Genomic DNA, 23,106 nt, shown 5'->3' with positions numbered 1-23,106 from the left:
GTGATTTCCGCCCTTTTTTCGTGCATTTTCATGTCTTTCTCAGGTTATCCGGATGTCCCCCACCCTCGCCCTTACGCTTGATCTGATCCGCCGCCCTTCCGTCACCCCGGTTGACGCCGACTGCCAGGAGCAGATGATCCGCCGCCTGGAGGCTATCGGCTTCCGGATTGAACGCCTGCGCTTCGGCGATGTGGACAATTTCTGGGCGCGGCGCGGCGACAACGGACCGGTGCTGGCGTTCGCCGGGCATACCGACGTGGTGCCGACCGGACCGGTACAGGACTGGGCGAATGACCCGTTCCAGCCGGAAATCCGCGACGGCATGCTTTACGGACGCGGCGCGGCCGACATGAAGGGCTCACTGGCGGCGATGGTGGTGGCATGCGAGAACTTTGTCGCCAGACACCCGGATCACAAAGGTTCAATCGCCTTCCTGATTACCAGCGATGAAGAAGGTGTGGCGGTCAACGGCACCGTCAAGGTGGTTCAGCATCTGGAAGCCCGCCAGGAAAAGATGACCTGGTGTCTGGTGGGCGAACCCTCCAGCAGTAAAGTCGTAGGCGACGTGATCAAGAACGGGCGTCGCGGCTCGCTGAACGGCATCCTGACGGTGCTGGGCGTGCAGGGCCATGTGGCCTACCCGCAACTGGCCGACAACCCGATTCATCGCGCCGCCCCCGCCCTGGCCGAACTGGCGGTGGAGGTCTGGGACAACGGCAACGAATTCTTCCCGGCGACCAGCTTTCAGATTTCGAATATCGGTGCAGGCACCGGGGCCAACAACGTGATTCCCGGCGAGATGAAAGTGGTGTTCAACTTCCGCTTCTCGACTGAAGTCACGGAAGCGCAGCTGCGCGAACGCACCGAGGCCATCCTCAACCGTTACGGCCTGAAATACCGGCTGGACTGGAGCCTGAGCGGTCACCCCTTCCTGACGGCCAAGGGCGAACTGGTGGAAGCGGCGGTGGGTGCGATCCGCGAAGTGATGGGGATTGAAACCGAGCTGTCGACTAGCGGCGGCACCTCCGACGGCCGCTTCATCGCGCCCACCGGTGCACAGGTGCTGGAGCTGGGGCCGGTCAACGCCACCATTCACAAGGTCAACGAGTGCGTGAAGGCGGAAGACCTGGACAAGCTGACCGCAATGTATGAGGGCATCCTTGCCCGGTTGCTGCTCTGACTCAGCGATCAAAGGGGGTGGAAGCATCTGCCGGCGAGACTTCGTCCGCCCCCACTCCCTCTTCCAGAGCTGACGCCTCGCCGACGCCGGAAGAGAGACCGGAAAACAGCGACGCGCCCGACCCCGACGGGAACAACTGACTCCAGGGCGTTCCATTCAACCTGAGCTGATCGTCGCGATAGGTCACATCGGTGATGAAACTGTCGCCCGCCTGGGTGAAGATTCCATTGGCCAACACCTTCTCACGCAGGCGTGCCAGCATGCGCGGAGAATTCGCCCCGGGGGCATCGACCAGCATGGCCTCATTCATGGTGACCTTGAACTGCATGTCGACATCATGCAGCAGGCTGCCGTCCGCCAGCATCTGCATGCCGATATCGCTGGAATTGACCGGCAGGCTCAGGCCCTTGACCACGCCGTCCATGTGCAATGTCTTGTCGGCATACTTGAATTCGAGCTGCTTCAACGTCAATTCCGCCGTGCCGTCGAATATCGCCCCGAAGCGCGTCGCCAACTCACCCACATCCGGATGACAGGCCTTTCTGGACTCGCGCCCGGCCGCCACCAGCTTCTTCATCGCCTCCGTATCGATATGATTGAGGGCGAAGGTTGCCGCGAAACTGAGTTTGTCCTTGCCAATTTTAAGATCCGCAAACCGGACGCTGCTTTCAGACTCCGCTTTTCCGGCGTTCAGCGCCAGACTGGTCTTGAAACCCAGCCCGCCAGCGGACATGTTGCCAACAATCCCCAGATGCGTACTGTTAAGGCTGACCGAACCCAGGCTGAATTCCGACTCGCCGACATCCAGGCCGATCGCAGTCGGGCGAATGCTTGAATTGACATGGATGGTGTCAAAAGCCATGTCCATGTCGCCTGACGTCAAATGAATGCCGCCGGACTGGAAGTCAAAAGATTCATCATCACGATCCAGGACGGCGGTCAGGGTCATGCCTTTCCAGTCCAGCTTGCTGCCATCGCTGTCGGTAATGACCATCGCCGGACTTTGGCCCTGATACTCCCGTCGTCCGGACAGGTGGTAAATGCCCGTCAGGGTTAAAGGGGGCAAGTCCGGCGAGGCCTTCTTCAAGGCGCTGGAGAGCGCATCATCCTGAAAATCCAGCGTGATATTCGACTTGATGACACCGCCGCCCAGCAACGGATCATTACGGATTTTTTCGCGAACCACGATTTCAACAGGCGGCTTGCAGGGGTCCGGACGCAATTGCACAATGGTTTCGGCATTGCTGGTGAAGAACCCGCGCTCAAATTTGCCCTTGCCCACCGTGATAAAGGTGTACTCGCGTCCGGATATCTTGGAGAGCTGCTCCGTGTAGATCCGCTCGATCTTGCCGCCGGAATACCAGGTCATCAACGCCCAAGTCGCCAGCAACGCATACAGCCCCCACTTCCATGACTTCATCTACACCACACGCCCGTCTCTTGAAAAAATCAATCTTCCGGGCCCAGGTTAGCGACCGTGACCCTTCCAGTGCATCATGCTGGACGTAATGCCCAACGCCTGCGCCGCCTTGTCCCACAGCTTTTGCGGCAACGCACCCTTGAGCAGGTCGACCGATTTCACCATGAACGGCTCTTTCACGTAGGGATGGTTCTTTTCCACCCCGTCCATGATTTTGGCAACGATCTTATCAGGTTCCAGGAACGGCAGTAACTTGGGCGTGCGCACGCCATCAAACATGCCGGTGGCGATGTATCCCGGGCAGACCGTGGTCACACCGACATGATCAAATCCCCGCTCCTGCAACTCCAGACGGATGGACTCGGAAAAACCGATAACCGCCCATTTGCTGGAAGCATAGGTTGCACCAAAGGGCAGGCCGACAAAACCGGAAGCGCTGGCAATATTGAGGATATGGCTTTCCGGACTTTCCAGCAGATCGGCAAAGAAGGCATGCGTCATCGCCACCAGCCCGGCCGCGTTAACGGCATAGGTCATCAGGTGCTTCTCGATCGGCACCATTTCGAACACACCGCCATAAACGACCCCGGCATTGTTCACCAGCGCGTCAATGCGGCCGATTTCCTTGCGGATGCGGCTCCGGAAAACCTGAATGTCCTCGACCCGGGAAATGTCCAGCCGATAGGCCCAGGCCTGACGCCCCACGGCGCGGATTTCCGCCGCCACCTTCTCAGCGCCTTCCTGATTGAGATCCGTCACAATGACATCGCAGCCGCGGCCGGCAAACGCCAGCGCCATCAATCGGCCGATTCCGCCGGCGGCGCCGGTCACCACGACTTTTTTCCCGTAAAACTGCTTCATTGCAGCCTTCCCCCAAAAATAGAACAAATACTCTAATTTCTCTTAACTGCCTAATATGGCACGACAATGCTATAGTTGGCCAGCCCCATTCCCGACCGGAGAGACAGCTTCATGGCATTACGGATTCACCACTTGAACTGCGGTACGATGTGTCCCCACGGCGCGCCGCTGATTAACGGGCATGGCTCGCTGCTGGACAATGGCCATATGGTCTGTCACTGCCTGCTGATCGAAAGCGATGACGGCCTGGTGCTGGTGGACACCGGTATGGGTGTGGAAGATGTGCGTCATCCGGCCAAACGCCTGGGGCTGGGCTTCATGGCGGCGGTGCGGCCGGTGGCCGACTGGCGGGAAACCGCGTTGATGCAGGTGAAGGGACTGGGATTCAGCCCGGAAGATATGCGCCACATTGTCGTGACGCATCTGGATCTGGATCATGCGGGCGGTCTGGGGGATTTTCCGGATGCACAGGTGCATGTGTTCGAACCGGAATTCCAGGCGGCGATGAACCCCACTTTCCGGGAGAGCCAGCGCTACAAGGCCCACCAATGGGCGCACAACCCGAAATGGCAAACCTATCGCACCGAAGGGGAAACCTGGCAGGGCTTTGAAAGCATCCGGGCCATTCCGGGACTGAAGGATGAAGTCCTGCTGGTGCCGCTGACCGGGCATACCCGCGGTCACAGCGGCGTGGCGGTGAATACCGGCGACGGCTGGCTGCTGCATTGCGGCGACGCCTACTTCCATCACAACCAGATGGCGGAACGCCCCTCCTGCCCACCGGGCCTGGAGGTTTTCCAGCGGCTGATGGCGGTGAACAACGCCGACCGCGTGCATAACCTGCAGCGCTTGCAGGCCCTGGCCAAGAACTCGACCGGCGATGTGCAGCTGTTCAGCGCCCACGACGCGCTGGAACTGGCTCGATACCAGTAAAAACGTGAGGCCGGGTCACTCCCCGGCCTGCACTTCCCCGCGATGCAACCGCTCCAGACCGTCCGCCATTAACTGCCGCAGGTGTTTCGACAGCGCCCGCGCATCCCGCCCGTCCACCGAGACGCGCGGCAGCACCAGCAACTCCACTTGCATCGGCTTTTCCTTCAGCACCTTCATCAAGTGATCGGTAAATTCATCGTCGCCGATAAATGGCGCGACCGAATGCAATTCGCCCTGCTCGTCACGATAGCAAAGCACTACCGGCTGGATATCCGCGCCTGTGACGCAGGCCGCCTGGAACAGCTTGTGGAAGAAGGCTTTCAGCTGGCGGCCGTCGGTCGTGGTGCCTTCGGGAAAGAACAGGACTGAACGCCCGGCCTGCAAGTGCGCCGCCATCTGCGTGGACACACTGTTGGCGTCGCCCGAGCCGCGCTTGATATAAAGCGTACCCGCCGCCCGCGCCAGATGCCCGACGATCGGCCAGTCCGCCACTTCGGCCTTGGACAGGAAGCTGACCGGGAAATGCGCGCCGATGACGGGGATATCCATCCAGGACACATGGTTGCTGACCCACAGCGCCGGGCGAGGATCGGGCGTGCCATGGACGCAGATATCCAGGTTCAGCACCCGGCACATGCGGCGATGCCAGTAGCGGATGACAGGACGCTGAAACGGCAGATGCTGCACGAACAACGCCCCGCTGGCGACACCCAGCACAAAACCGGCGCCGATATGCGCGCCCAGCCGGGTGATCCGCCCGGCCACCTGCAGCCGCCCCACGGAAGACTTGACCGCTGACATGCCCCTCTCCTCAAAACGTAATGCGGGCATGGTAGAAGTGATTGCGCCGGTTGTCATCAGGCAGCCTTCAGGAAACGCTGGGCATAACGGCCAGCCAGCGCGGAGACATCCAGGACGATGAACATGTCGGCGCAGTTGAACTCGGGATCCAGGCTGCCTTCGCCGCCAATCTTGGCATTCATGCGCAAATAGGCCTTGAGCAGGGGCGGCAGGCTGGCGCTGACATCGCCGCACAGGGTCGGCAACGCCGGAATGCGCTGACGCGGGCGCACCCGCCATTCCGGCGGCACGAACTGTTCTTCCTGCAAAGAACCGACAATCGCGTGATAACGGGTGGCGTCCTCGGCCAGACCAATGGAGGCGCAGCCGATCAGGTAGGCGAAATCTTCTTCCATCAGGAACTCCGCCAGCGCCGACCACATGACCGTGATCGCCGCGCCAGAACGGTATTCGGGGTGGACACACGTACGACCGATCTCCAGCACCCGGCCCTGCAAATTGGGCAACAACGGAGTCAGGTCGAATTCCGCCGCCGAATAAAAACCGCCGGTTCGCGCCGTCGCTTCACCCGGCAGCAGACGGGTGGTCGCCACCAGTTGGCCGTTGCGGGTATCGAAAACATTGAGATGACGGCAGTACGGATCGAAGCGGTCGCAATCCAGGCCCTGGGGATGGGCGAAGCTGACACCGTATTCCGCACTGAACACCTCGGCCCGCAAGCGTTGCGCCGCTTGTACTTCACGCGGCCCTTGGGCAAAGCGGGCGACAAACCGGGGAGTCCGGATGCCTGACGCTTCCGGTTGCGGCATCGCGGTCTGGGCGGACATTGAAACGGTCTGCATGGCATCACACCTTTGTACTGAGATGATGCGCGCAGCATGAAAGCCAGAGGTTTAGATGTGATGAATAAGGGATGACAGAATGACGACAGGCTGCTTGCGCACATTTTCACGGCAAAGGACAGCGATCGCTCCAATCCTGATCTATATTCCATCTGTGAGTCCGAAAAACATCACGGCGTCACGGACTGTCCCGATCAGGCAGTCTTGCTTCACAGACCTCATCCGACGGATTGTGTGACGGCAGGAAATACGGACAATGCCCAAAAAACCCTCAAAGAAAAACCTCCCTCCTTCGTCCGGCGGCCCGGCCGAGGCCTTTTCGCGCCATACCGGCATTGATCCGGACAAGATCAACCACTGGCTGGAGATCGTTCGCGCCCAGGACCGCCTGGATTCGGAAGCAGTGCTGCATCAACTGCAAACACGGGTCAAGGATCTGTCCGACGTGCTGGACCATATCGGCGCCTATGTTTTCATCAAGGATTTGCAGGGGCGTTACACCTACGCCAACCGGCTGGCGCGCGAACTGCTCAACCGCTCTCTGGAGGAGATTCTCGGCCGTGACGACAGCCACTTTTTTTCCGCGGACACGGTGGCGGATATCTATCGCCACGACCGCGAAGTCCTGCAACACGGTAAAACCATCAGTGATGAAGAGCGCCTGATTCCCAACGGCCGGGGCGAAATGCGGGTTTACTGGACGGTGAAGATGCCCTTGCACGACGACAAGGGGAACATACGCGGGCTTTGCGGCATATCCACCGACATCACTGACCGCATCCGCATGGAAGAGGCGCTGCGCGCCAACCAGACGCTGCTGGCGACCGTCCTCGACAACATTCGCGCCTGTATCTACATGAAAGCCCCGGACGGCCGCTATCTTTATGCCAATCAAGCACTGGGCGAGCTGCTGCAGCGGCATCCGGCCTCGCTGATCGGGCTGCGCGATGAAAACCTGTTCACTATCGAAGCCTCGGTACATTTCCGGCATCTGGATGCCCAGGCCATGGCTTCCGGCAGCAAGGTCGAAGGCATGGAAACATTCCGGCTGGGTGACGGGCGCGACCGCTTTTACTGGTCGGTGAAAATGCCGCTGTTCAGTGAAAACGGAACCATGTACGCCATGCTGGGCATGTCGACGGACATCACTGAACGCAAGCATCTGGAGGATGAACTGCTGCGGCTGGCTACCACCGACGACCTGACCCGCCTGAGCAACCGGCGCCACTTCCTCGAACAGGCGGAGTCCACGCTCAGCCGCAGCCGCCGCTACAACGAGCCGCTGTCGCTGTTAATGTGCGACATCGACCTCTTCAAGCATATCAACGACACTTTTGGCCACGCGGTGGGAGACCGGGCGTTGTGCCGGGTGGCGGACATCATCCGCTCCAGCCTGCGCGATACCGATCTGGCGGGACGGATCGGCGGCGAAGAATTTGCCATCCTGCTGGTGCAAACCCCGCCGGAGCAGGCTCACGATGTAGCGGAGCGGCTGCGGCAAGCCATTGAGTCCGCGCCGCTGGTGCAGGATGGCGGCAGCCAGGTCAATCTGACCATCAGCATAGGTATCGCCTCACCGGCGTATCCCGTCGAAACGCTGGCCACCCTGCTGCAGCATGCCGATCAGGCGCTTTATGCCGCCAAACGGGAAGGCCGGAACCGGGTCTGCCAAGCCTAACTTCCGCTGACCATCAGCAGTTGTTCCTTCAGCACATGCAGTTCATCCCGCAGACGCGCCGCCTCTTCAAAGCGCAACTCGCGGGCCTTGGCCATCATTTCAGTTTCCACGGCCTTGATCTGCCGCGCCAGCGCCTTCGGATCGGTGGCGCGGTAGATGGCCGGCCCGCTTTCCGAGGCCTTCAGGAACGCGGGCTCGTCGGCATCAGGCAGGTAGACATCCAGGATATCCACCACCGGCTTGGAAATGCTGCGCGGCGTAATCCCGTGTTCCAGATTGAAGGCGATCTGCTTGTTGCGGCGACGGTCGGTTTCATCAATGGCACGCTGCATGGAGCCGGTCATGTTCTCGGCGTAGAGGATGGCCTTGCCGTTGACGTGGCGCGCCGCCCGGCCGATGGTCTGGATCAGCGACCGCTCGGAGCGCAGGAAACCTTCCTTGTCGGCATCCAGAATGGCCACCAGCGAGACTTCCGGCATGTCCAGACCTTCCCGGAGCAGGTTGATGCCCACCAGCACGTCAAACACGCCCTTGCGCAGGTCGCGGATGATTTCCACCCGTTCCACGGTATCAATATCCGAATGCAGATAGCGTACCCGCACCTGATGCTCGGACAGGTATTGGGTCAGGTCTTCCGCCATGCGCTTGGTCAGCGTCGTCACCAGCACCCGCTCATCCACCTTGACCCGCAACCGGATTTCCGACAGCAGATCATCCACTTGCGTAAAGGCCGGGCGGATTTCAATGGTCGGATCCACCAGGCCGGTCGGACGCACCACCTGCTCCACGCCGCGCTGCGAATGCTTGATTTCGTAGGGGCCGGGCGTGGCGGACACAAAAATGGTTTGCGGGCTGATCTTCTCCCATTCCTCGAACATCATCGGCCGGTTATCCAGCGCCGAGGGCATGCGGAAACCGTAGTTAACGAGGTTTTCCTTGCGCGCGCGGTCGCCCTTGTACATCGCGCCGATCTGGGGAATGGTGACGTGCGATTCGTCGATCACCAACAAGGCATCATCGGGCAAATAATCGAACAGGGTTGGCGGTGCCTCACCACTGTCACGCCCGGACAGATGCCGCGAGTAGTTTTCGATGCCGTTGCAATAACCCAGTTGCTGCAGCATCTCGATGTCGTACTTGGTGCGTTCCTTCAGGCGCTGGTACTCCACCAGCTTGTTGTTGTCGAGAAACCATTGCAGCCGCGTTTCCAGCTCGGCCTTGATGCTGTCGATCGCCTTCTGGATCTGGTCCTTCGGCGTCACATAGTGCGTCTTCGGGTAAATGGTGACGCGCGCGACCTTGCGGAGGGTGGCGCCGGTCAGCGGGTCGAAGTAGGTGATCGCCTCGACCTCATCATCGAACAGGCTGACGCGGATCGCTTCGTCATCCGATTCCGCCGGAAAGATGTCGATGATCTCGCCGCGCACCCGGTAAGCGCCGCGGCTGAAGTCGACATCATTGCGCTGGTACTGCATTTCCGCCAGCCGCCGCAGGATGGCGCGCTGGTCAACGCGCTCGCCCTTACTGATATGCAGCAGCATTTTCAGGTAGGCGTCAGGATCGCCCAGACCGTAAATAGCTGAGACGCTGGCCACGATCAGTACGTCGCGACGCTCAAGCAATGCCTTGGTCGCGGACAGCCGCAGCTGGTCGATCTGGTCGTTGACCGCCGAATCCTTCTCGATATAGGTGTCCGACGACGGCACATAGGCCTCGGGCTGGTAGTAATCGTAGTAGGAAACGAAATACTCGACGGCGTTATGCGGGAAGAAGGCCTTGAACTCGCTGTACAGCTGCGCCGCCAGCGTCTTGTTGTGCGCCATGACAATGGTGGGCCGCTGCAACTGCTGCACCACGTTGGCGATGGTGAAGGTCTTGCCGGAGCCGGTCACGCCCAGCAGCATCTGGTGTTGCAAGCCGTCGCGCACCCCTTCCACCAGACCGGCAATGGCGGTCGGCTGGTCTCCGGCGGGCTGGTAGTCGGTCACCAGTTCGAAGGGGCGCGGAGTTGTCATCTTTTCACTCTTTTCGGGCGGGATTTTCGGGTATTATGCCAGACCTGTTGTCACATCATCATGAACAAGAGGTTGACCCGTGGAACTTCGTCTCTCCGACCGCGTACTGAGCATCAAGCCCTCCCCCACCCTGGCCGTGACCAACAAGGCGGCTGAACTGAAAGCTGCCGGCAAGGACATTATCGGCCTGGGCGCCGGCGAGCCGGACTTCGATACCCCGGAACACATCAAGGCGGCCGCCATCAAGGCCATCGAGAGCGGTTTCACCAAGTACACCGCCGTCGACGGCACCCCCGGTCTGAAGAAGGCGATCATCGCCAAGTTCAAGCGCGACCAGGGCCTCGACTACGCCCCGAACCAGATCCTGGTGTCCTGCGGCGGCAAGCAGAGCTTCTTCAACCTCGCCCTCGCCTTCCTGAACAAGGGCGACGAAGTCATCATCCCCGCGCCGTACTGGGTGTCCTACCCGGACATGGTGCTGATCGCCGACGCCACCCCGGTGTGCATCGAGTGCCCGCAGTCGCAGGGCTACAAGATCACCGCTGAACAGCTGGAAAAGGCCATCACCCCCAACACCAAGCTGCTGGTGCTGAACTCGCCGTCCAATCCGACCGGCATGGTCTACAGCAAGGCCGAACTGCTGGCGCTGGCGGAAGTGCTGCGCAAGCACCCGCAAGTGCTGATCGCCACCGATGACATGTACGAACACATCATCTGGACCGCCGAGAAGTTCGAGAACATCGTCACCGTCGCCCCGGACCTGTACGACCGCACCATCGTCCTCAACGGCGTGTCCAAGGCCTATGCCATGACCGGCTGGCGCATCGGCTACGCCGCCGGTCCGGCCAAGCTGATCGGCGCCATGAAGAACGTGCAGTCGCAGTCCACGTCCAACCCGACCTCCATCTCCCAGGTCGCCGCCGAAGCCGCGCTGAACGGTCCGCAGGACGTGCTGCAGCCGATGGTCAAGGCCTTCAAGGAGCGTCATGACTATGTGGTCGGCGCGCTGAACCAGATCGCCGGTGTCTCCTGCTCCGCTGCTGACGGCGCGTTCTACGCCTTCTGCAACGTCGAAGGCGCCATTGCCAAGCTGGGCCTGAAGAACGACCTGGAATTCGCCGACCTGCTGCTGAACACCGTCGGTGTCGCCGTGGTGCCGGGTTCCGCCTTTGGTCTGGACGGCCATATGCGTATTTCCTACGCCACCAGCATGAAGGTGCTGGAAGACGCCATTGGCCGCATCAAGAAGGCGATCGAGGGCTGATCACGCCGCTGCTCGCTGAAAGGGGCCGGATGGCCCCTTTTTATTAGCTGTCTCAGTATCCGGAACAGACCGACGTTTTTCCGGCTTGTCCAGTAGCGGTATCCCTTACCATTCCTCCTATAATTCCTTTCCATCCCCATTCCCGGAGCCGTGATGGCCGACCTGATCCTGCATCATTACCCCATGTCCCCCTTCTCGGAAAAAATCCGCGCCATGCTGGGCTATACCGGCCTCAGCTGGCAGTCCGTCATCACGCGGGAAATGCCGCCTCGTCCCTTGCTGGCGCGGCTGGCGGGTGGTTACCGCAAGATTCCGGTGGCGCAGATCGGCGCGGACATCTTCTGCGATTCGCGCACCATTACCGCTGAAATCGCCTCCCTCTCCGGCAAGCCGGAACTGGCGCTGGAAAACGGCACGCCGGAGATGCAGGCCTATGTCGCCGAGGTCGACCTGACCGTTTTCTTCGCCTGCCTGTTCGCCGCCGGCACGCCGACACTGAACCGCAAGGTCTGGGAGTCCATGTCGCTGGTGGATATTGGCCGCTTCCTCTGGGACCGCATCAACATGGGACGCAAAGCCCGCGTCCGCGCCATCAGCCCATTGCAGGCAAAGCCGCGTGTCAAACAGCATCTCGCCGATGTGGAACAGAAGCTCTCCGGCGACTTCCTGTTCGGCACCGTCCCTACGCATGCCGACTTCTCTACCTACCACAGCTTGTGGTTTATCCACGAACTGGCAGAGTCGCCGCTGCTGCGCGGCTACCCGCGCACGCTGGCATGGATGGAACGGATGAAAGCCTTTGGGCATGGCGACCGTTGGGAGATCACCGCCGAAGCCGCACTGGAGATCGCCGGAAAGGCTGCGCCGCGCCCCATCCCCGCCGAGCACCGCCAGGATCCGCTGATCGGCAGCCGCATGCGCATCGCGCCCAATGATTACGGGCAGATCCCCACGGACGGCATTTTGGCTGGAGCTACCGCTACCACCTGGATTCTGGCCCGCCACGACGCCGAGCTGGGCAACCTGCACTTGCACTTTCCCAAGCAGGGTTTTCAACTGACCACGCAATAAGCTTTTCCCCGGATCGCACGGAGCCGACTCCACCCGATCCGGGCTTGCCGGTGGGAATAATCCGCGACCGCATCCATGTGCACATAATTCGGGCAATCAATCAGTTCCAGCCCTTGACCCCTGAAAAAAAACCTCTAGAATACCGCCCTACCGAAGCATTCCCTGATAGCTCAGTCGGTAGAGCAACGGACTGTTAATCCGTGTGTCCCTGGTTCGAGCCCAGGTCAGGGAGCCAAATCCAAAAAAGCCGCTTTTAACAAAGCGGCTTTTTTATTGCCGGCAATTCCACTCGTCCACTCGCGAAAGTCGTGCGCCACGCGGCTGACGGGCGCACTCCATCTTCCTCAGCCTTGCAAACCTTTGCGCAAGCGATGAACACCGCGCCAGACCAGCCCCGCACACACCGGCACCGACAACCCCACCACCAGTTCCGGGTGGCTCAGCCAGCCCATTTCCGCCAACGAACCGGCCATGTATTTCACCAGTCCCACCAGGTAATAACTGATCGCCACCACCGACAGCCCTTCCACCGCCTGCTGCAACTGCAGCTGCATCTGGCTGCGCTGATTCATGGACTGCAAGAGATCCTGGTTTTGCGCCTCCAGTGTCAGGTCTACGCGGGTGCGCAGCAGTTCGCTGGCGCGGTCAATCCGCTTGGACAAGTTATCCAGTTGGCCGCTGACCGCCTCGCAAGTGCGGAAAGCCGGGGTCAGACGACGGGGCAAGAACTCGTTGAAGGTCTGCATGCCCGGCTCTTCCTGCTCGCGCAGCTCTTCCAGACGGCTTAGCACCAACTCGTAATAGGCGCGGGCTGCGGAGAAACGGAAATTGGTCTCGGAACGCAGATGCTCGATCCGGGCTGCCAATGTGGACAATTGCCCCAGCAGCCGACGTTCGTCATCCAGGCCCCGAATGGCGTTGATCTGTTCATTGATCACCGCCAGTTGCGAATCCATGCCTGCCACTTCGGGAGCGATGGAACGCGCCATCGGGAAAGCCAGCAACACCATCATGCGGTAGGTTTCCAGCTCCAGCAGACGACGCACCAGACGGCCCAGCTGGCAGGGGTTCAGACCCTTGTTCAGCACCAGAATTCGCCCCAGACCGTCGTTGTGGATCCGGTAGGCTGTCCACAGCCGCGCCTTCTTGTCGATCACCCAAGAACTGACCAGGCGTTGCCCTTCGAAATAATGCCGCAGTACATCGGCAACCGGCTCCGGCTCCGGCATGGCGTGGATTTCGATATGCAGGCCGCTGATCACTTCCCCCGGCAACTCCGCCAACCAGCCTGGCGGCAGCAGCGACAGCCCAGTGCGCTGGAACGGCTCGGGCCCGTCAACACGGTGAATGAAGGTGTAGGTGGAGAATTCGGTATGCCTTTCCCAACGCAGCTCGAAACCGCCGAAGTTCTGGTAATAGCAGGACGACCCCGGCGAGGGCGGCAAAATGGAGTACCGTTCGCAGAGAATGCGGATATGCGCATATTCAGCCGAGACATCCCGCCCACCATGCAGCAAAGCGACCTGTGACACCCGGGAGCCTTGCTCCAGCACCGGGAACGGCCGCGTATGCAGTTCGTTGAACAACCGGTCGCGCTCGGGATGGATTGGCAACAACAGACTACCGGTCTCCATACGGACAGACGGGATTTCGTTGCGGGGGGCGTTCGGAGCCGGGGGAACGTAGACCGTCACGGGACTCTCCATGAGACATGCACAAAAACGGGGCGAAATCGTATCATGCCCGCCGCAAAAACCGCAGACATTGGCCGGACAATCCCGGATTTACGGGCTTATCGTCAGGGAAGCAAGAAAAAGGCCAGAGTACACCGTATCAGGAGTGCAATCAGAGCTCGGGACGCGGGATCACGACTTTCACGGTTGGCGCCATGACCGTCGCCTGACCACTAACCACGACGACACCGTCCTGATTGGCGACCTGGCAATCCAGGACGACTTTCTTCCGGCGCTCTTCCTTTTCCAGGACGGTCAGGGTGACTGTTACCGTATCACCGACATGCACCGGCCGGTGAAACTTCAAGGTCTGTTCCAGATAGATGGTGCCCGGCCCGGGAAACCGCGTGCCCAGCAGGCAGGAGATCAGCGCCCCGCTCCACATGCCGTGGCCAATCACGACTTTGAAGGGCGTTGCGGCGGCATAGGCCGCATCCAGATGCGCGGGATTGACATCACCGGATACGCGGGCGAAGTCATGGATATCGGCCGCGGTCAGCGTTCGGGACAGGGAACCGCCCTGGCCAACGGCCAGCTCGTCAAACGTCAGGTTTTCCAGCATATCCGTCATTATTTTTCAGCCTGTTATTGTAAGAATGGGGCCGGCTACCCGGCCGGAATGGCAGAGGACACGAGCTTGGCATGGCCGGCGTTGAAGATTAGAACGCCGGGATACCGGTGATCAACCGCCCCAGAATCAGGGCATGAATGTCATGCGTACCCTCGTATGTGTTGACCGCCTCCAGATTGAGCATATGGCGGATGACGCCGTACTCATCGGAAACCCCGTTGCCGCCATGCATGTCACGGGCGACACGGGCGATCTCGATCGCCTTGCCGCAGTTGTTACGCTTGATCAGGGATATCATTTCGGCGCTGGCCGTTCCGTTATCCATCGCCCGACCGACCGTGAGCGCCGCATTCAGGCCCAGAGCGATTTCGGACATCATATCGGCCAGTTTCTTCTGCACCAGCTGGTTGGCGGCCAACGGCTTGCCAAACTGCAAGCGCTCGACAGTGTAGCGTCGGGCAGCATGGAAACAGGCCTCCGCCGCTCCCATCGATCCCCAGCCGATGCCATAGCGGGCGCGATTCAGGCAGGCAAACGGCGCGGCGATGCTGTTGGCCTCGGGCAGACGGTTTTCTTCCGGCACAAACACATTATCCATCACGATCTCGCCGGTGACGGAGGCGCGCAGGCTGAACTTCCCCTCAATCTTCGGAGCAGACAACCCCTTCATTCCCTTGTCCAGGATGAAGCCATTGATCTTGCCGTCCTCATTGCGCGCCCACACCACAAAAACATCGGCAATCGGGGAGTTGGTGATCCACATCTTGCTGCCGTTAAGCACCCAGCCGCCTTCGCTGCGCCGGGCGCGGGTCTTCATGCCCGCCGGGTCAGAGCCCTGATCAGGTTCGGTCAGACCAAAGCACCCCACCCATTCACCTGTGGCGAGCCGAGGCAGGTATTTTTGCTTTTGCGCCTCGGACCCAAAAGCATGGATCGGGTACATCACCAGGCTGGACTGCACGCTCATCGCCGAACGGTAGCCGGAATCGACCCGCTCCACTTCACGCGCCACCAGGCCATAGCTGACATAATTCAGGCCCGCGCAGCCATAACCGTCCAGCGTACAGCCCAGAAAACCCAACGCGCCCATTTCCGTCATGATGTCACGATGAAATACCTCGTGCCGGAAGGCCTCGCGCACCCGCGGCGCCAATCGCTCCTGGCAATACGCATGGGCGGCATCGCGGATTTGCCGCTCTTCCGTGGTCAGCAGCGTATCGAGCTGCAGTACATCGTCCCATTGGCCCAGAGCCAGCTTGTGCGTCGCCATGTCGGTTACCCTCCGTCAGTCAGGCTCGCAGTCTAGCGCCCGTTGCGCCGATTACCAAGATTGGGATGTCGCCGCGATGACAACTCCGGTCTTCTTGGTACACTGTCGACCTTCTCCGGAGCATGGCATGGCGCGCTGGCAACACGAACTCAAGCAACTGCTGATCCTGATGGGTCCCATCCTGATCACCCAACTGGCGCAAGCGGGTTACGGCTTTGTCGACACGATCATGGCCGGGCAGGTCTCTCCGCTCGATCTGGCGGCAGTCGCCATCGGCTCGGGTCTATGGCTCCCGGTGTTCCTGCTCATTTCAGGCACCGTCATGGCCACAACGCCGCTGGTCGCCGCCGCCTATGGCGCGGGCAGGCATCCGGAGGTCGCGCACATTGTCCATCAATCCCTTTGGGTCGGCCTGATCTGCGGACTTATCGGCATGATCCTGCTGCGCCTGACGCCGATGGCTTTTGACTTGCTGGCGGTTCCGGCCCATCTGCAAGCCCCGACCCGCCTGTACCTGCAGGGGATAGCCTGGGGAATGCCGCCGGTGGCGATATTCTGCGCCCTGCGCTATTACAGTGAGGCGCTGGGCCAAACCCGGCCCGTGATGATTATCAGCGTCCTGGGCGTATTGCTGAACATCCCGGTCAACCATGTTTTCATCCATGGCAAATTCGGCCTGCCCGCCATGGGCGGCGCCGGCTGCGGTTGGGCTACCGCAGTTGTCATGTTCGCACTGATGCTGGTGCTGTTAAGCTGGGTCATGTACGCCAAGCCGTACGAACGCTTCCGCATCCTGCAGGAACGTCCTCGTCCGGAATGGCCGCGTATCCGCCATATCTTTGCCTTGGGCCTGCCCATCGGCATTGCCATTTTTTTCGAGGTCAGTGTCTTCTCGCTGGTCGCCCTGCTGGTCAGCCCGCTGGGGGAACAGGTTGTTGCGGCGCACCAGGTCAGTATGTCGGTGACCTCGCTATTGTTCATGGTGCCGCTCAGCCTGGCCATCAGCATGACCATTCGCACCGGACAAGCCTTTGGCCGTCATGACTGGCCGGCCATCCGTCAGGTCCGCCAGACCGGGCTGATGCTGGCCACTGGCATGGCCTGCCTGTCAGCGATGTTGATTGTGAGTTTTCGGGATGACATCACCGTCGTTTATTCCACTGACCCGGCGGTGCGTCAGCTTGCGGCGGGCCTGTTGTTGTATGCCGCGGCGTATCAGGTCTTTGACGCCCTGCAAGTCGGGGCGGCAGGTTGTCTGCGCGGCATACAGGATACCCGCAGCCCCATGGTGCTGACGTTGATCGCCTATTGGGTGATAGCCATGCCGGTTGGCTACAGCCTGGGAATGACCCGTTTATGGACAGATGCCCCCTTGGGGGCTCATGGTTTCTGGACGGGCCTGGTGGTGGGCCTGGGGACGGCTTGCCTGTTGCTGAATTGGCAACTGGCCAAACGCCTGCGCCAGCTGGAGAAACGCTGGTCCTGACTCAACCCTTGCGGATGACGTAAATGTATTCCGTATTGCGACGGGACTGCGAAACCAGCTCATGGCGCAGAAAGTTGCAGAACTTGGGAATATCACGCTCGGTGGACGGATCGGTCGCCAGGACCTCAACCAGTTCACCGCTTTTCATGCCGCGCACCGTCTTATGCAGCAACATCACCGGCTCCGGGCAATTCAGCCCGCGGGCGTCCAGGGTGTGGTTTACGCTGTCGTCGGTGGCGGTCATGGCGTCATTACGGCTCAGATGGGACAGCCGGCATTATACCGCCCGCCCCGCGCGTTCGACATCCCTTCCCCACTGCACTACCGGCCACAACAGTAGGATCCCGATCGTCATCGCCAAGAGATAGTAGGCCGTATAGCCCGCCTGGGCCGCCACGAAACCCGCCAACAAATGCGCCAAGCCGCCGGACATCGCCAGAATGCTTACCTGAAGCGTGAAGTCAGCGCCTGCATGCTGATGACGGCTGTGATCCATGACGACCGTCAGCAATGCCACGGTAGCCAGCCCGGTCGCCAGATGCTCCAGCGCATTGATGCCGTATACCAGGAAGGGCTCCACCCCTCCGCCATGCCGCCACCCGAAGGACAGGCAGGCGTATGCGCCCAACCCCAACGCCTGCAGCAATCCAAAGGCCATCATGGCGGGGTAACGCCCCCAACGCGCCGTCAACCACCCGCCCAGGACTGCGCCGCCAATCGTGGCCGCCGAGCCGATAATGGTGATCTGCAGCCCCAACTGCTTCAAATTAAACCCCATATCCACCAGCATCGGCTTAACCATGGCCGAACCAAAGCCATCCGCCACTTTGTAGGTAAGCAGCACCCCCAGCCAGGATTTGAAACCCGGGACGCGGACAAAGTCACGAAACGTGCTGAGGTATCCGGAGGACATCAGGGTGCTGGCAGGCTCCGAAACCGGCTCGCGATAGATCGCGATGGGGAGCGTCAATAACAGCAAGAGTGCGGAAACCAGCAGGAAGGCGCCCGTCCAGCTCCAGGCCCCCAGCAGGTAAAGCAGAAAGCCGCCGCCCACCAATAATCCCAACCGATAGCCGGCAACCTGCACACTGTTGCCCGCAGCCCGCTCGTGCCGCGCCAGCGTACGCACCGCCAGACCATCGGTCGCAATATCCTGTGTCGCCGCCAGCAGATTCAACAGAAACATCATCAGGAAAAATACAGTCAGTCCCGCTGTTGTTGACAACCGCTCGGGATCGAACATGGCAACTGACGACACGAGGATCACGCACAACAGCTGCAAAGGGAGAATCCAGCTTCGGGCCTTGCCCAAGCGGGGATGATGCCAGCGATCCACCCACGGCGACCAGAACACCTTCAGTACCCAAGGCAATGCCAGCAGCGCCGTAAAGCCGATGACCTGCAGCGATACCCCATGCGAACGCAAAATGGCCGGCAGGGCCTGGTTATAGATACCGGTAGGCAAACCCTGTGCTATGTACAGGGTTCCAATAATGGCCAACCGGGATGGCAGTGAGGCCGTCATGCAAACACGATAGTCTTGTTGCCATGCACAATGACGCGATCCTCCAGATGCCAGCGTACGGCGCGCGCCAGGACATTGCGCTCGACGTTTTGCCCCAGCTCACGCAGCGTCTCGACGGACTCCCGGTGCGAAACCCGTTCAACCCCTTGCTCAATAATCGGCCCCTGATCCAGATCGGCTGTTACATAATGCGCCGTCGCCCCGATCAGCTTTACTCCCTTGTCATAAGCCTGCTGGTATGGGTTGGCGCCGACAAAGGCCGGCAGGAAGGAGTGATGGATATTAATGATGCGATGGGGCCAACCGGTCACAAAGTCTCCGCTCAGAATCTGCATGTAGCGGGCCAACACCACCAAGTCGTTCCCCTGTAAAAGAGCCTGGATTTTGGCCTCCGCCTCAACCTTGTTGTCCTTATTGACCGGCACGACATGAAACGGAACTCCAAAACGGCCTACCGCTTCCGCCAAGGCATCATGATTACTGATGACCGTTGTAATTTCACAAGGCAGCGCGCCACTGGACCAACGCCACAGCAACTCCATCAAGGCATGATCCACCTTCGAAACCAGAATAGCCATTTTCTTGACATCGTCGGCATAACTGATCCGCCAATCCATGTTGTAATGACGGGCAACCCGCTCCTCGAAGGTTTGCGCCAGCAATTGCCGGGACATATCCAGATGCGGCGTCTGGAATTCCAGACGCATGAAATAGGTTCCGCCTTCCGGAGCCGACGCATGCTGGTCGAGGTCGGTAATATTGGCCCCATGGTTATAAAGGAAGCTTGAAACAGCGCTGACAATCCCAGGTTTGTCGGGGCAGGTAATCAGTAAACGGGCGGTACGTGAAGTCATGATGCTCTCGGTTGCAGAGCGCCGGAGGGAAATACTCCCATCATTGGCGCTCCTGAAATGGTTAAGCCCATGATAACTGCTTATTACTGGCTTTTTAACGGCTTCGCACCTTGACAGGACTCGTGTTTTGAAAAATCATCTGCGAGTATCCGTGGAACTAATTCCTCTTACAAAACACAGGAAGCATAATGAACCGTCTTACGCTCGCCATTCTGGCCGCTCTTGGCTCTGTCAGCAGCTATGCTCTGGAAAAACCGTATGTTGGCATTGACTACCAACAAGCCACTTTCGATGCCTCTCAAGGCGGTTCCGCCAAGCCGACAATGGTGAGACTCCGCGGCGGCACGGAAATCAACCCTTATTTTGGTCTGGAAGCCCACTTGGGCTTTGGCGTTGGTGATGACTCGATCACCAGCAGCGGCGTCACTTACAACGCCAAAGTGAACAGTTACTATGCCTTGTATCTTCGCCCGCAACTGAGTTTGGGCGAGCATGCCAGCGTCTATGCCTTGCTCGGCGGCGTCTATATTGACCGGACCTTTGCCTCCTCCAATCCGGCGCTGTTTCCGACCATTGACGAGTTCATGCACAACACTTCCTATGGAGCAGGCGTGGACGTGAATGTTTACAAGGGCATCCGCCTCAATGCTGACTTTGTCAGCTACACCAAGCAAATTGATGCCGTTAGCGTTGGCATCCGTATCCCCCTGAATTGATTCGGGTCCTCTGACTCTTCTCTCCGGCGCGGGCCATCCGCGTCGGGTTCTCTTTTTTTTGCCCCGCCTTCCCCCCCTCCCCTCTCCCCCCATTCCTACCTGTTCACCATAAGACGCCAAGCTCACTTTACGCCCCAATAAAAAACCCGCAATTCTCATTGCGGGTTTTTTATTGGCCTGCTTTCGCAGGCCGCCTTACTGTATATCAGAAGGGAGGATAGTACACATAGGAACACATGTCAGCTGCGCTGGCTGGATTCGACGTGCCATATGTGCTGATCGTACCGCCAGGCGGTAATGTCGTGACCTTAAAGTCATCTGTCAGTCCCGGTAATATCATCGAACGATCCGCACGTGTTTCACTGCCTTCAACCGTTGTTGTCGCCACAATCTTGACACGCAACCAGTTGGAGTAGCTCTTGGCATAAATCACATCAAAGGAGGCCACACCATTGATGTCCGTACGAATGGTCTTGGCACTCAACGTGACAGGATTGCCAGGCCACAGCTTACCATCCGCATTGTCCATGACATTTCCTACGCCACCAACACCATCATTTTCAATGGGCTCAAGGATACCGTTCAGGTTCGCATCCTCGTTAAGACACTCGCCATCCACGACTGCACCCCATGTCGTCGGTCCAGCAACATAACGCCCTTTCATATAGCTAATTGGAATGATGGAAAGCAGGACATCGCTATTGGCAATAGGCGCACCATTAGCATCGGTAACAACAACCTGATGAGGCAAGCTGTAGGTTGTAGTCGGTGCCGAAGGCAATGTCCCAATAACATTACCAGTACCGATACTGAGGAACAAAGCTTTACCACCCACAGTCATGTATTGCGTCATTGGAGCAACCGCCGGGAAATCCGGAGCTGTTGCAGTCACACTAACAGCATCTTTGGCGGTGGTAACACTACCGGCCGTAAAAACGATTGTCGCTTGACCGTTTGCATCCGTACGAAGCGATGCTGCAGAAAGGTCACCATGAGAAGGGTCATTGGCATTGAAGCTGATAACGACGTTCTTGACCGGATTATCCTTGGTATCAAACGCGCGAACTGTAACATTCGTGGCTTGCAGCGCCGAGAGATTAGGAGACACGGCCTGAATCGTCAGTTTGGATGGCGTGACGGAAATAAAGGTGATTCGCTTGGAAATTTTTACCAGGTTCGAATCGGAGTCGGTAGTTTCAGCCTCCAGCAGCGCAGTACCGGGATAACCGGCAACCAACTGGAAAGTGGCCGTACCTTCAAACACCGTATCACCTGGGGTTGCATCAACCAGGGTCACAGCGTGAATCGGATTGCCTGCCAGATCCTGAACAGCGCCCAAGGTGCTGGCCAGATTAATGACTCGCCCATTCACATCAGAGGTATCGCGCATGCGTACCGTCACGGGCTGCGGAGTCCCGATCGGAATGTTGTCGCTCAGCGTGGACTCCAACCGGAAGTTCTTTTGCGAAACACTGAGAGTAGACGTGGCCTCAATGGGTGTAGCTGCCAAGCCGGAAACCGAAGACTTCAAGGTTGCTACAGAGGCGCCGCCCGTATTCACGGTTACATTGGAGATCTGGAACTCACCCTTGGTATCGGTTGTTGCCGTTGCAGGAACGCCTGTCAATCCGGAGGGAGTCAAGTTAATGGTCTTGCCGGAAATTGGATTACCTTGGCCTGTCACCAGCTTGCCGTTGAATTGCACAACATCACCGTCCAGAACGTTATTCTGGTTGCTCAGCAGACTGATGGCGTTGCCACCGATAGTAAGAACAACATCCTGCTGAATCGGCGACGGCAGGGATGCACCCGACAAGGCAGCACGCAGAGTAACTTGGCGCTCCACAATATTATTGCCATCAGGGTAGTACTTCACGGTAGCCAGCCCGGTATCAGAGATATCGCTTGGCTGATCGAGAACACCGTCAGGCTTTCCTCCCACGGTGCTAAGATTACTGAACGTCACTTTAAGTCCGGAAGTGGAACCCTTAATAGCTGTACCACCGCTATCCAGAACAAATGCCGACAGTGTTACGGCGGTATTGCTACCGGTCGGAACCGTAGACGTCTGACTGGTCAGACTCATGGAATAAGTCTTGATAATCTGAAGAGAAATGCTGCTGCTGGAGACGTTGCCGCGACTGTCGGTGTAGGATGCCTCAACAATGCCGGACCCAGGGTTGGCGTTATTCCCCGAGAAGGTCACTGTCGCCTTACCGTCTGCATCGGAAACCGCCGAAGTGGCGGACAGTTGTCCGAAGCCGTTGGTTTTGGTGAAGGTCACCGTACGACCGGCAAGCAACTCACCTGTGGACTTCTTCTTCAGGAGTGCTGTAATTTTTGTTTCGGAATTAGAGCCACTAGTCGAAACCACCCCGGACGCGGTTGTCAGGTCCAGCGTATTCACGCTATTGGCATTTGCCCCGACAACGTAGGTGAATGTCTGGACACGAGCGTTGGACTTTTCGTCGATATAGCGGACTTCGATAATGCCGGTGCTGTTGAGCTCAAGTCCGCGCACCAGGAATGTTCCGGTGCCGTCAGCGGCGGTTGTCACGGACAGGGAACTGACTGCTGAAGTCAGCGTGCCTGCAACATCCAGCAGCCCGGCCTTGCCGGATAATACCGATACTGTCGCTGACTTGCCTCCCAAAGGCGCGCCTGTGCTGTCCTTGATGGAGAACTTCACATCAAGGCTTCCATCCAAGGGAACAGTTTGAGCTACTCCAGAAGAAGTCAGCAACTGCAATTGGTCGGTGGAAAAGCCAGGCAAGGTGATGGAGTCGTTCCCACAGGACACAACCATTAATGCGGATAGCATGTACGCCGATAGCCGGACGGTGCGCTTCCTATTGTGCATTGTTATAAGCCCTCATTTATTATTGC

19 protein-coding genes and 1 tRNA gene are annotated in these 23,106 nt (G+C 59.1%); 8 read left to right on the top strand and 12 right to left on the bottom strand.

Going from position 1 to position 23,106, the window contains the following annotated elements; genetic code table 11:
* Nucleotides 1-46 precede the first annotated feature (46 nt).
* Entirely contained in the window at nt 47-1,180 is a 1,134-nt protein-coding gene (dapE, locus tag EV700_RS05885) for a succinyl-diaminopimelate desuccinylase (protein ID WP_207224609.1), read from the top strand.
* Between the two features lies 1 nt (nt 1,181).
* On the opposite strand, the gene EV700_RS05880 is transcribed toward dapE, so the two are convergent.
* Nucleotides 1,182-2,600, bottom strand: coding sequence for a DUF945 family protein (locus tag EV700_RS05880; protein ID WP_130411729.1), 1,419 nt, complete (start codon nt 2,598-2,600; stop codon nt 1,182-1,184).
* A 48-nt stretch (nt 2,601-2,648) separates the two neighbouring features.
* Complete coding sequence (locus tag EV700_RS05875; protein ID WP_130411727.1) at nt 2,649-3,461, bottom strand: SDR family oxidoreductase; 813 nt, start codon at nt 3,459-3,461, stop codon at nt 2,649-2,651.
* Between the two features lie 111 nt (nt 3,462-3,572).
* Here EV700_RS05875 and EV700_RS05870 point away from each other — a divergent pair, with 111 nt between their 5' ends.
* Nucleotides 3,573-4,394, top strand: a complete 822-nt coding sequence (locus tag EV700_RS05870; protein ID WP_130411725.1) for an MBL fold metallo-hydrolase — start codon at nt 3,573-3,575, stop codon at nt 4,392-4,394.
* A 15-nt stretch (nt 4,395-4,409) separates the two neighbouring features.
* Here EV700_RS05870 and EV700_RS05865 read toward each other — a convergent pair whose 3' ends face one another.
* Together EV700_RS05865 and EV700_RS05860 are read right to left on the bottom strand one after the other, a co-directional pair.
* Entirely contained in the window at nt 4,410-5,195 is a 786-nt protein-coding gene (locus EV700_RS05865; protein ID WP_165391353.1) for a lysophospholipid acyltransferase family protein, read from the bottom strand.
* A gap of 56 nt (nt 5,196-5,251) precedes the next feature.
* Nucleotides 5,252-6,037 carry a GNAT family N-acetyltransferase gene (locus tag EV700_RS05860; RefSeq protein WP_130411721.1) on the bottom strand — a complete coding sequence of 262 codons (786 nt, stop codon included), beginning with the start codon at nt 6,035-6,037 and terminating at the stop codon, nt 5,252-5,254.
* Nucleotides 6,038-6,293: 256 nt separating this feature from the next.
* Between EV700_RS05860 and EV700_RS05855 the strand changes: the two genes are divergently transcribed.
* Nucleotides 6,294-7,715, top strand: a complete 1,422-nt coding sequence (locus EV700_RS05855; RefSeq protein WP_130411719.1) for a sensor domain-containing diguanylate cyclase — start codon at nt 6,294-6,296, stop codon at nt 7,713-7,715.
* Here EV700_RS05855 and uvrB read toward each other — a convergent pair.
* A complete protein-coding gene (gene uvrB, locus EV700_RS05850; RefSeq protein ID WP_130411717.1) occupies nt 7,712-9,730 on the bottom strand; it encodes an excinuclease ABC subunit UvrB in 2,019 nt (672 codons plus the stop codon). The two genes, EV700_RS05855 and uvrB, sit on opposite strands and share 4 nt — an antisense overlap.
* A gap of 79 nt (nt 9,731-9,809) precedes the next feature.
* Here uvrB and EV700_RS05845 point away from each other — a divergent pair, with 79 nt between their 5' ends.
* The 3 genes from EV700_RS05845 to EV700_RS05835 all read left to right on the top strand — a co-directional run bounded on the left by EV700_RS05845 (nt 9,810) and on the right by EV700_RS05835 (nt 12,300).
* Nucleotides 9,810-10,994 carry a pyridoxal phosphate-dependent aminotransferase gene (locus EV700_RS05845; RefSeq protein ID WP_130411715.1) on the top strand — a complete coding sequence of 395 codons (1,185 nt, stop codon included), beginning with the start codon at nt 9,810-9,812 and terminating at the stop codon, nt 10,992-10,994.
* Nucleotides 10,995-11,147: 153 nt separating this feature from the next.
* On the top strand, nt 11,148-12,065 hold the full coding sequence (locus tag EV700_RS05840) for a glutathione S-transferase family protein (RefSeq protein ID WP_130411713.1): 918 nt from the start codon (nt 11,148-11,150) through the stop codon (nt 12,063-12,065).
* A gap of 159 nt (nt 12,066-12,224) precedes the next feature.
* Nucleotides 12,225-12,300 (top strand) — tRNA-Asn (locus tag EV700_RS05835).
* A gap of 109 nt (nt 12,301-12,409) precedes the next feature.
* Here the strand turns inward: EV700_RS05835 and EV700_RS05830 are convergent.
* The 3 genes from EV700_RS05830 to EV700_RS05820 form a co-directional block, all read right to left on the bottom strand.
* Complete coding sequence (locus EV700_RS05830; RefSeq protein WP_165391352.1) at nt 12,410-13,759, bottom strand: DUF3422 family protein; 1,350 nt, start codon at nt 13,757-13,759, stop codon at nt 12,410-12,412.
* Between the two features lie 151 nt (nt 13,760-13,910).
* Nucleotides 13,911-14,369, bottom strand: coding sequence for a MaoC/PaaZ C-terminal domain-containing protein (locus EV700_RS05825; RefSeq protein ID WP_130411709.1), 459 nt, complete (start codon nt 14,367-14,369; stop codon nt 13,911-13,913).
* 88 nt (nt 14,370-14,457) lie between these two features.
* Nucleotides 14,458-15,639, bottom strand: coding sequence for an acyl-CoA dehydrogenase (locus EV700_RS05820; RefSeq protein ID WP_130411707.1), 1,182 nt, complete (start codon nt 15,637-15,639; stop codon nt 14,458-14,460).
* A gap of 127 nt (nt 15,640-15,766) precedes the next feature.
* Here EV700_RS05820 and EV700_RS05815 point away from each other — a divergent pair, with 127 nt between their 5' ends.
* Nucleotides 15,767-17,125 carry an MATE family efflux transporter gene (locus tag EV700_RS05815; RefSeq protein WP_130411705.1) on the top strand — a complete coding sequence of 453 codons (1,359 nt, stop codon included), beginning with the start codon at nt 15,767-15,769 and terminating at the stop codon, nt 17,123-17,125.
* Nucleotide 17,126: 1 nt separating this feature from the next.
* Here EV700_RS05815 and tusA read toward each other — a convergent pair whose 3' ends face one another.
* Genes tusA through purU form a run of 3 tightly spaced genes read right to left on the bottom strand, consistent with a single transcriptional unit; the run spans nt 17,127 to nt 19,504 of the window.
* On the bottom strand, nt 17,127-17,369 hold the full coding sequence (tusA, locus tag EV700_RS05810; protein ID WP_130411703.1) for a sulfurtransferase TusA: 243 nt from the start codon (nt 17,367-17,369) through the stop codon (nt 17,127-17,129).
* A 33-nt stretch (nt 17,370-17,402) separates the two neighbouring features.
* The gene (locus EV700_RS05805; protein WP_130411701.1) at nt 17,403-18,650 is read right to left on the bottom strand and encodes an MFS transporter; all 1,248 of its coding nucleotides are present in this window, start codon (nt 18,648-18,650) and stop codon (nt 17,403-17,405) included.
* Nucleotides 18,647-19,504: a formyltetrahydrofolate deformylase gene (gene purU / locus EV700_RS05800; protein ID WP_130411699.1), complete on the bottom strand. Its 858-nt coding sequence runs from the start codon at nt 19,502-19,504 to the stop codon at nt 18,647-18,649. Before purU ends, EV700_RS05805 begins: the two co-directional genes overlap by 4 nt.
* Nucleotides 19,505-19,692: 188 nt before the next feature.
* Here purU and EV700_RS05795 point away from each other — a divergent pair, with 188 nt between their 5' ends.
* Nucleotides 19,693-20,220 (top strand): porin family protein, encoded by a 528-nt coding sequence (locus EV700_RS05795; protein WP_130411697.1) that lies wholly within the window; start codon nt 19,693-19,695, stop codon nt 20,218-20,220.
* A 205-nt stretch (nt 20,221-20,425) separates the two neighbouring features.
* On the opposite strand, the gene EV700_RS05790 is transcribed toward EV700_RS05795, so the two are convergent.
* A complete protein-coding gene (locus tag EV700_RS05790) occupies nt 20,426-23,041 on the bottom strand; it encodes an Ig-like domain-containing protein (protein ID WP_165391351.1) in 2,616 nt (871 codons plus the stop codon).
* Nucleotides 23,042-23,106 lie beyond the last annotated feature (65 nt).

Source organism: Fluviicoccus keumensis, from assembly GCF_004217445.1.
Lineage (GTDB): Bacteria > Pseudomonadota > Gammaproteobacteria > Pseudomonadales > Moraxellaceae > Fluviicoccus > Fluviicoccus keumensis.
The sequence above is the reverse complement of the archived record's forward strand: the minus strand, read 5'-3'. Positions and strand labels throughout refer to the sequence as shown.

What these genes read in the sequence shown, in the direction of transcription:
- EV700_RS05860 (WP_130411721.1), bottom strand. Translation starts at nt 6,037, where the DNA reads ATGCAGACCGTTTCAATGTCCGCCCAGACCGCGATGCCGCAACCGGAA.
- EV700_RS05820 (WP_130411707.1), bottom strand. Translation starts at nt 15,639, where the DNA reads ATGGCGACGCACAAGCTGGCTCTGGGCCAATGGGACGATGTACTGCAG.
- EV700_RS05825 (WP_130411709.1), bottom strand. Translation starts at nt 14,369, where the DNA reads ATGACGGATATGCTGGAAAACCTGACGTTTGACGAGCTGGCCGTTGGC.
- EV700_RS05870 (WP_130411725.1), top strand. Translation starts at nt 3,573, where the DNA reads ATGGCATTACGGATTCACCACTTGAACTGCGGTACGATGTGTCCCCAC.
- EV700_RS05795 (WP_130411697.1), top strand. Translation starts at nt 19,693, where the DNA reads ATGAACCGTCTTACGCTCGCCATTCTGGCCGCTCTTGGCTCTGTCAGC.
- EV700_RS05875 (WP_130411727.1), bottom strand. Translation starts at nt 3,461, where the DNA reads ATGAAGCAGTTTTACGGGAAAAAAGTCGTGGTGACCGGCGCCGCCGGC.
- purU (WP_130411699.1), bottom strand. Translation starts at nt 19,504, where the DNA reads ATGACTTCACGTACCGCCCGTTTACTGATTACCTGCCCCGACAAACCT.
- EV700_RS05815 (WP_130411705.1), top strand. Translation starts at nt 15,767, where the DNA reads ATGGCGCGCTGGCAACACGAACTCAAGCAACTGCTGATCCTGATGGGT.
- EV700_RS05790 (WP_165391351.1), bottom strand. Translation starts at nt 23,041, where the DNA reads ATGCTATCCGCATTAATGGTTGTGTCCTGTGGGAACGACTCCATCACC.
- EV700_RS05840 (WP_130411713.1), top strand. Translation starts at nt 11,148, where the DNA reads ATGGCCGACCTGATCCTGCATCATTACCCCATGTCCCCCTTCTCGGAA.
- uvrB (WP_130411717.1), bottom strand. Translation starts at nt 9,730, where the DNA reads ATGACAACTCCGCGCCCCTTCGAACTGGTGACCGACTACCAGCCCGCC.
- EV700_RS05855 (WP_130411719.1), top strand. Translation starts at nt 6,294, where the DNA reads ATGCCCAAAAAACCCTCAAAGAAAAACCTCCCTCCTTCGTCCGGCGGC.
- tusA (WP_130411703.1), bottom strand. Translation starts at nt 17,369, where the DNA reads ATGACCGCCACCGACGACAGCGTAAACCACACCCTGGACGCCCGCGGG.
- EV700_RS05880 (WP_130411729.1), bottom strand. Translation starts at nt 2,600, where the DNA reads ATGAAGTCATGGAAGTGGGGGCTGTATGCGTTGCTGGCGACTTGGGCG.
- EV700_RS05865 (WP_165391353.1), bottom strand. Translation starts at nt 5,195, where the DNA reads ATGTCAGCGGTCAAGTCTTCCGTGGGGCGGCTGCAGGTGGCCGGGCGG.
- EV700_RS05805 (WP_130411701.1), bottom strand. Translation starts at nt 18,650, where the DNA reads ATGACGGCCTCACTGCCATCCCGGTTGGCCATTATTGGAACCCTGTAC.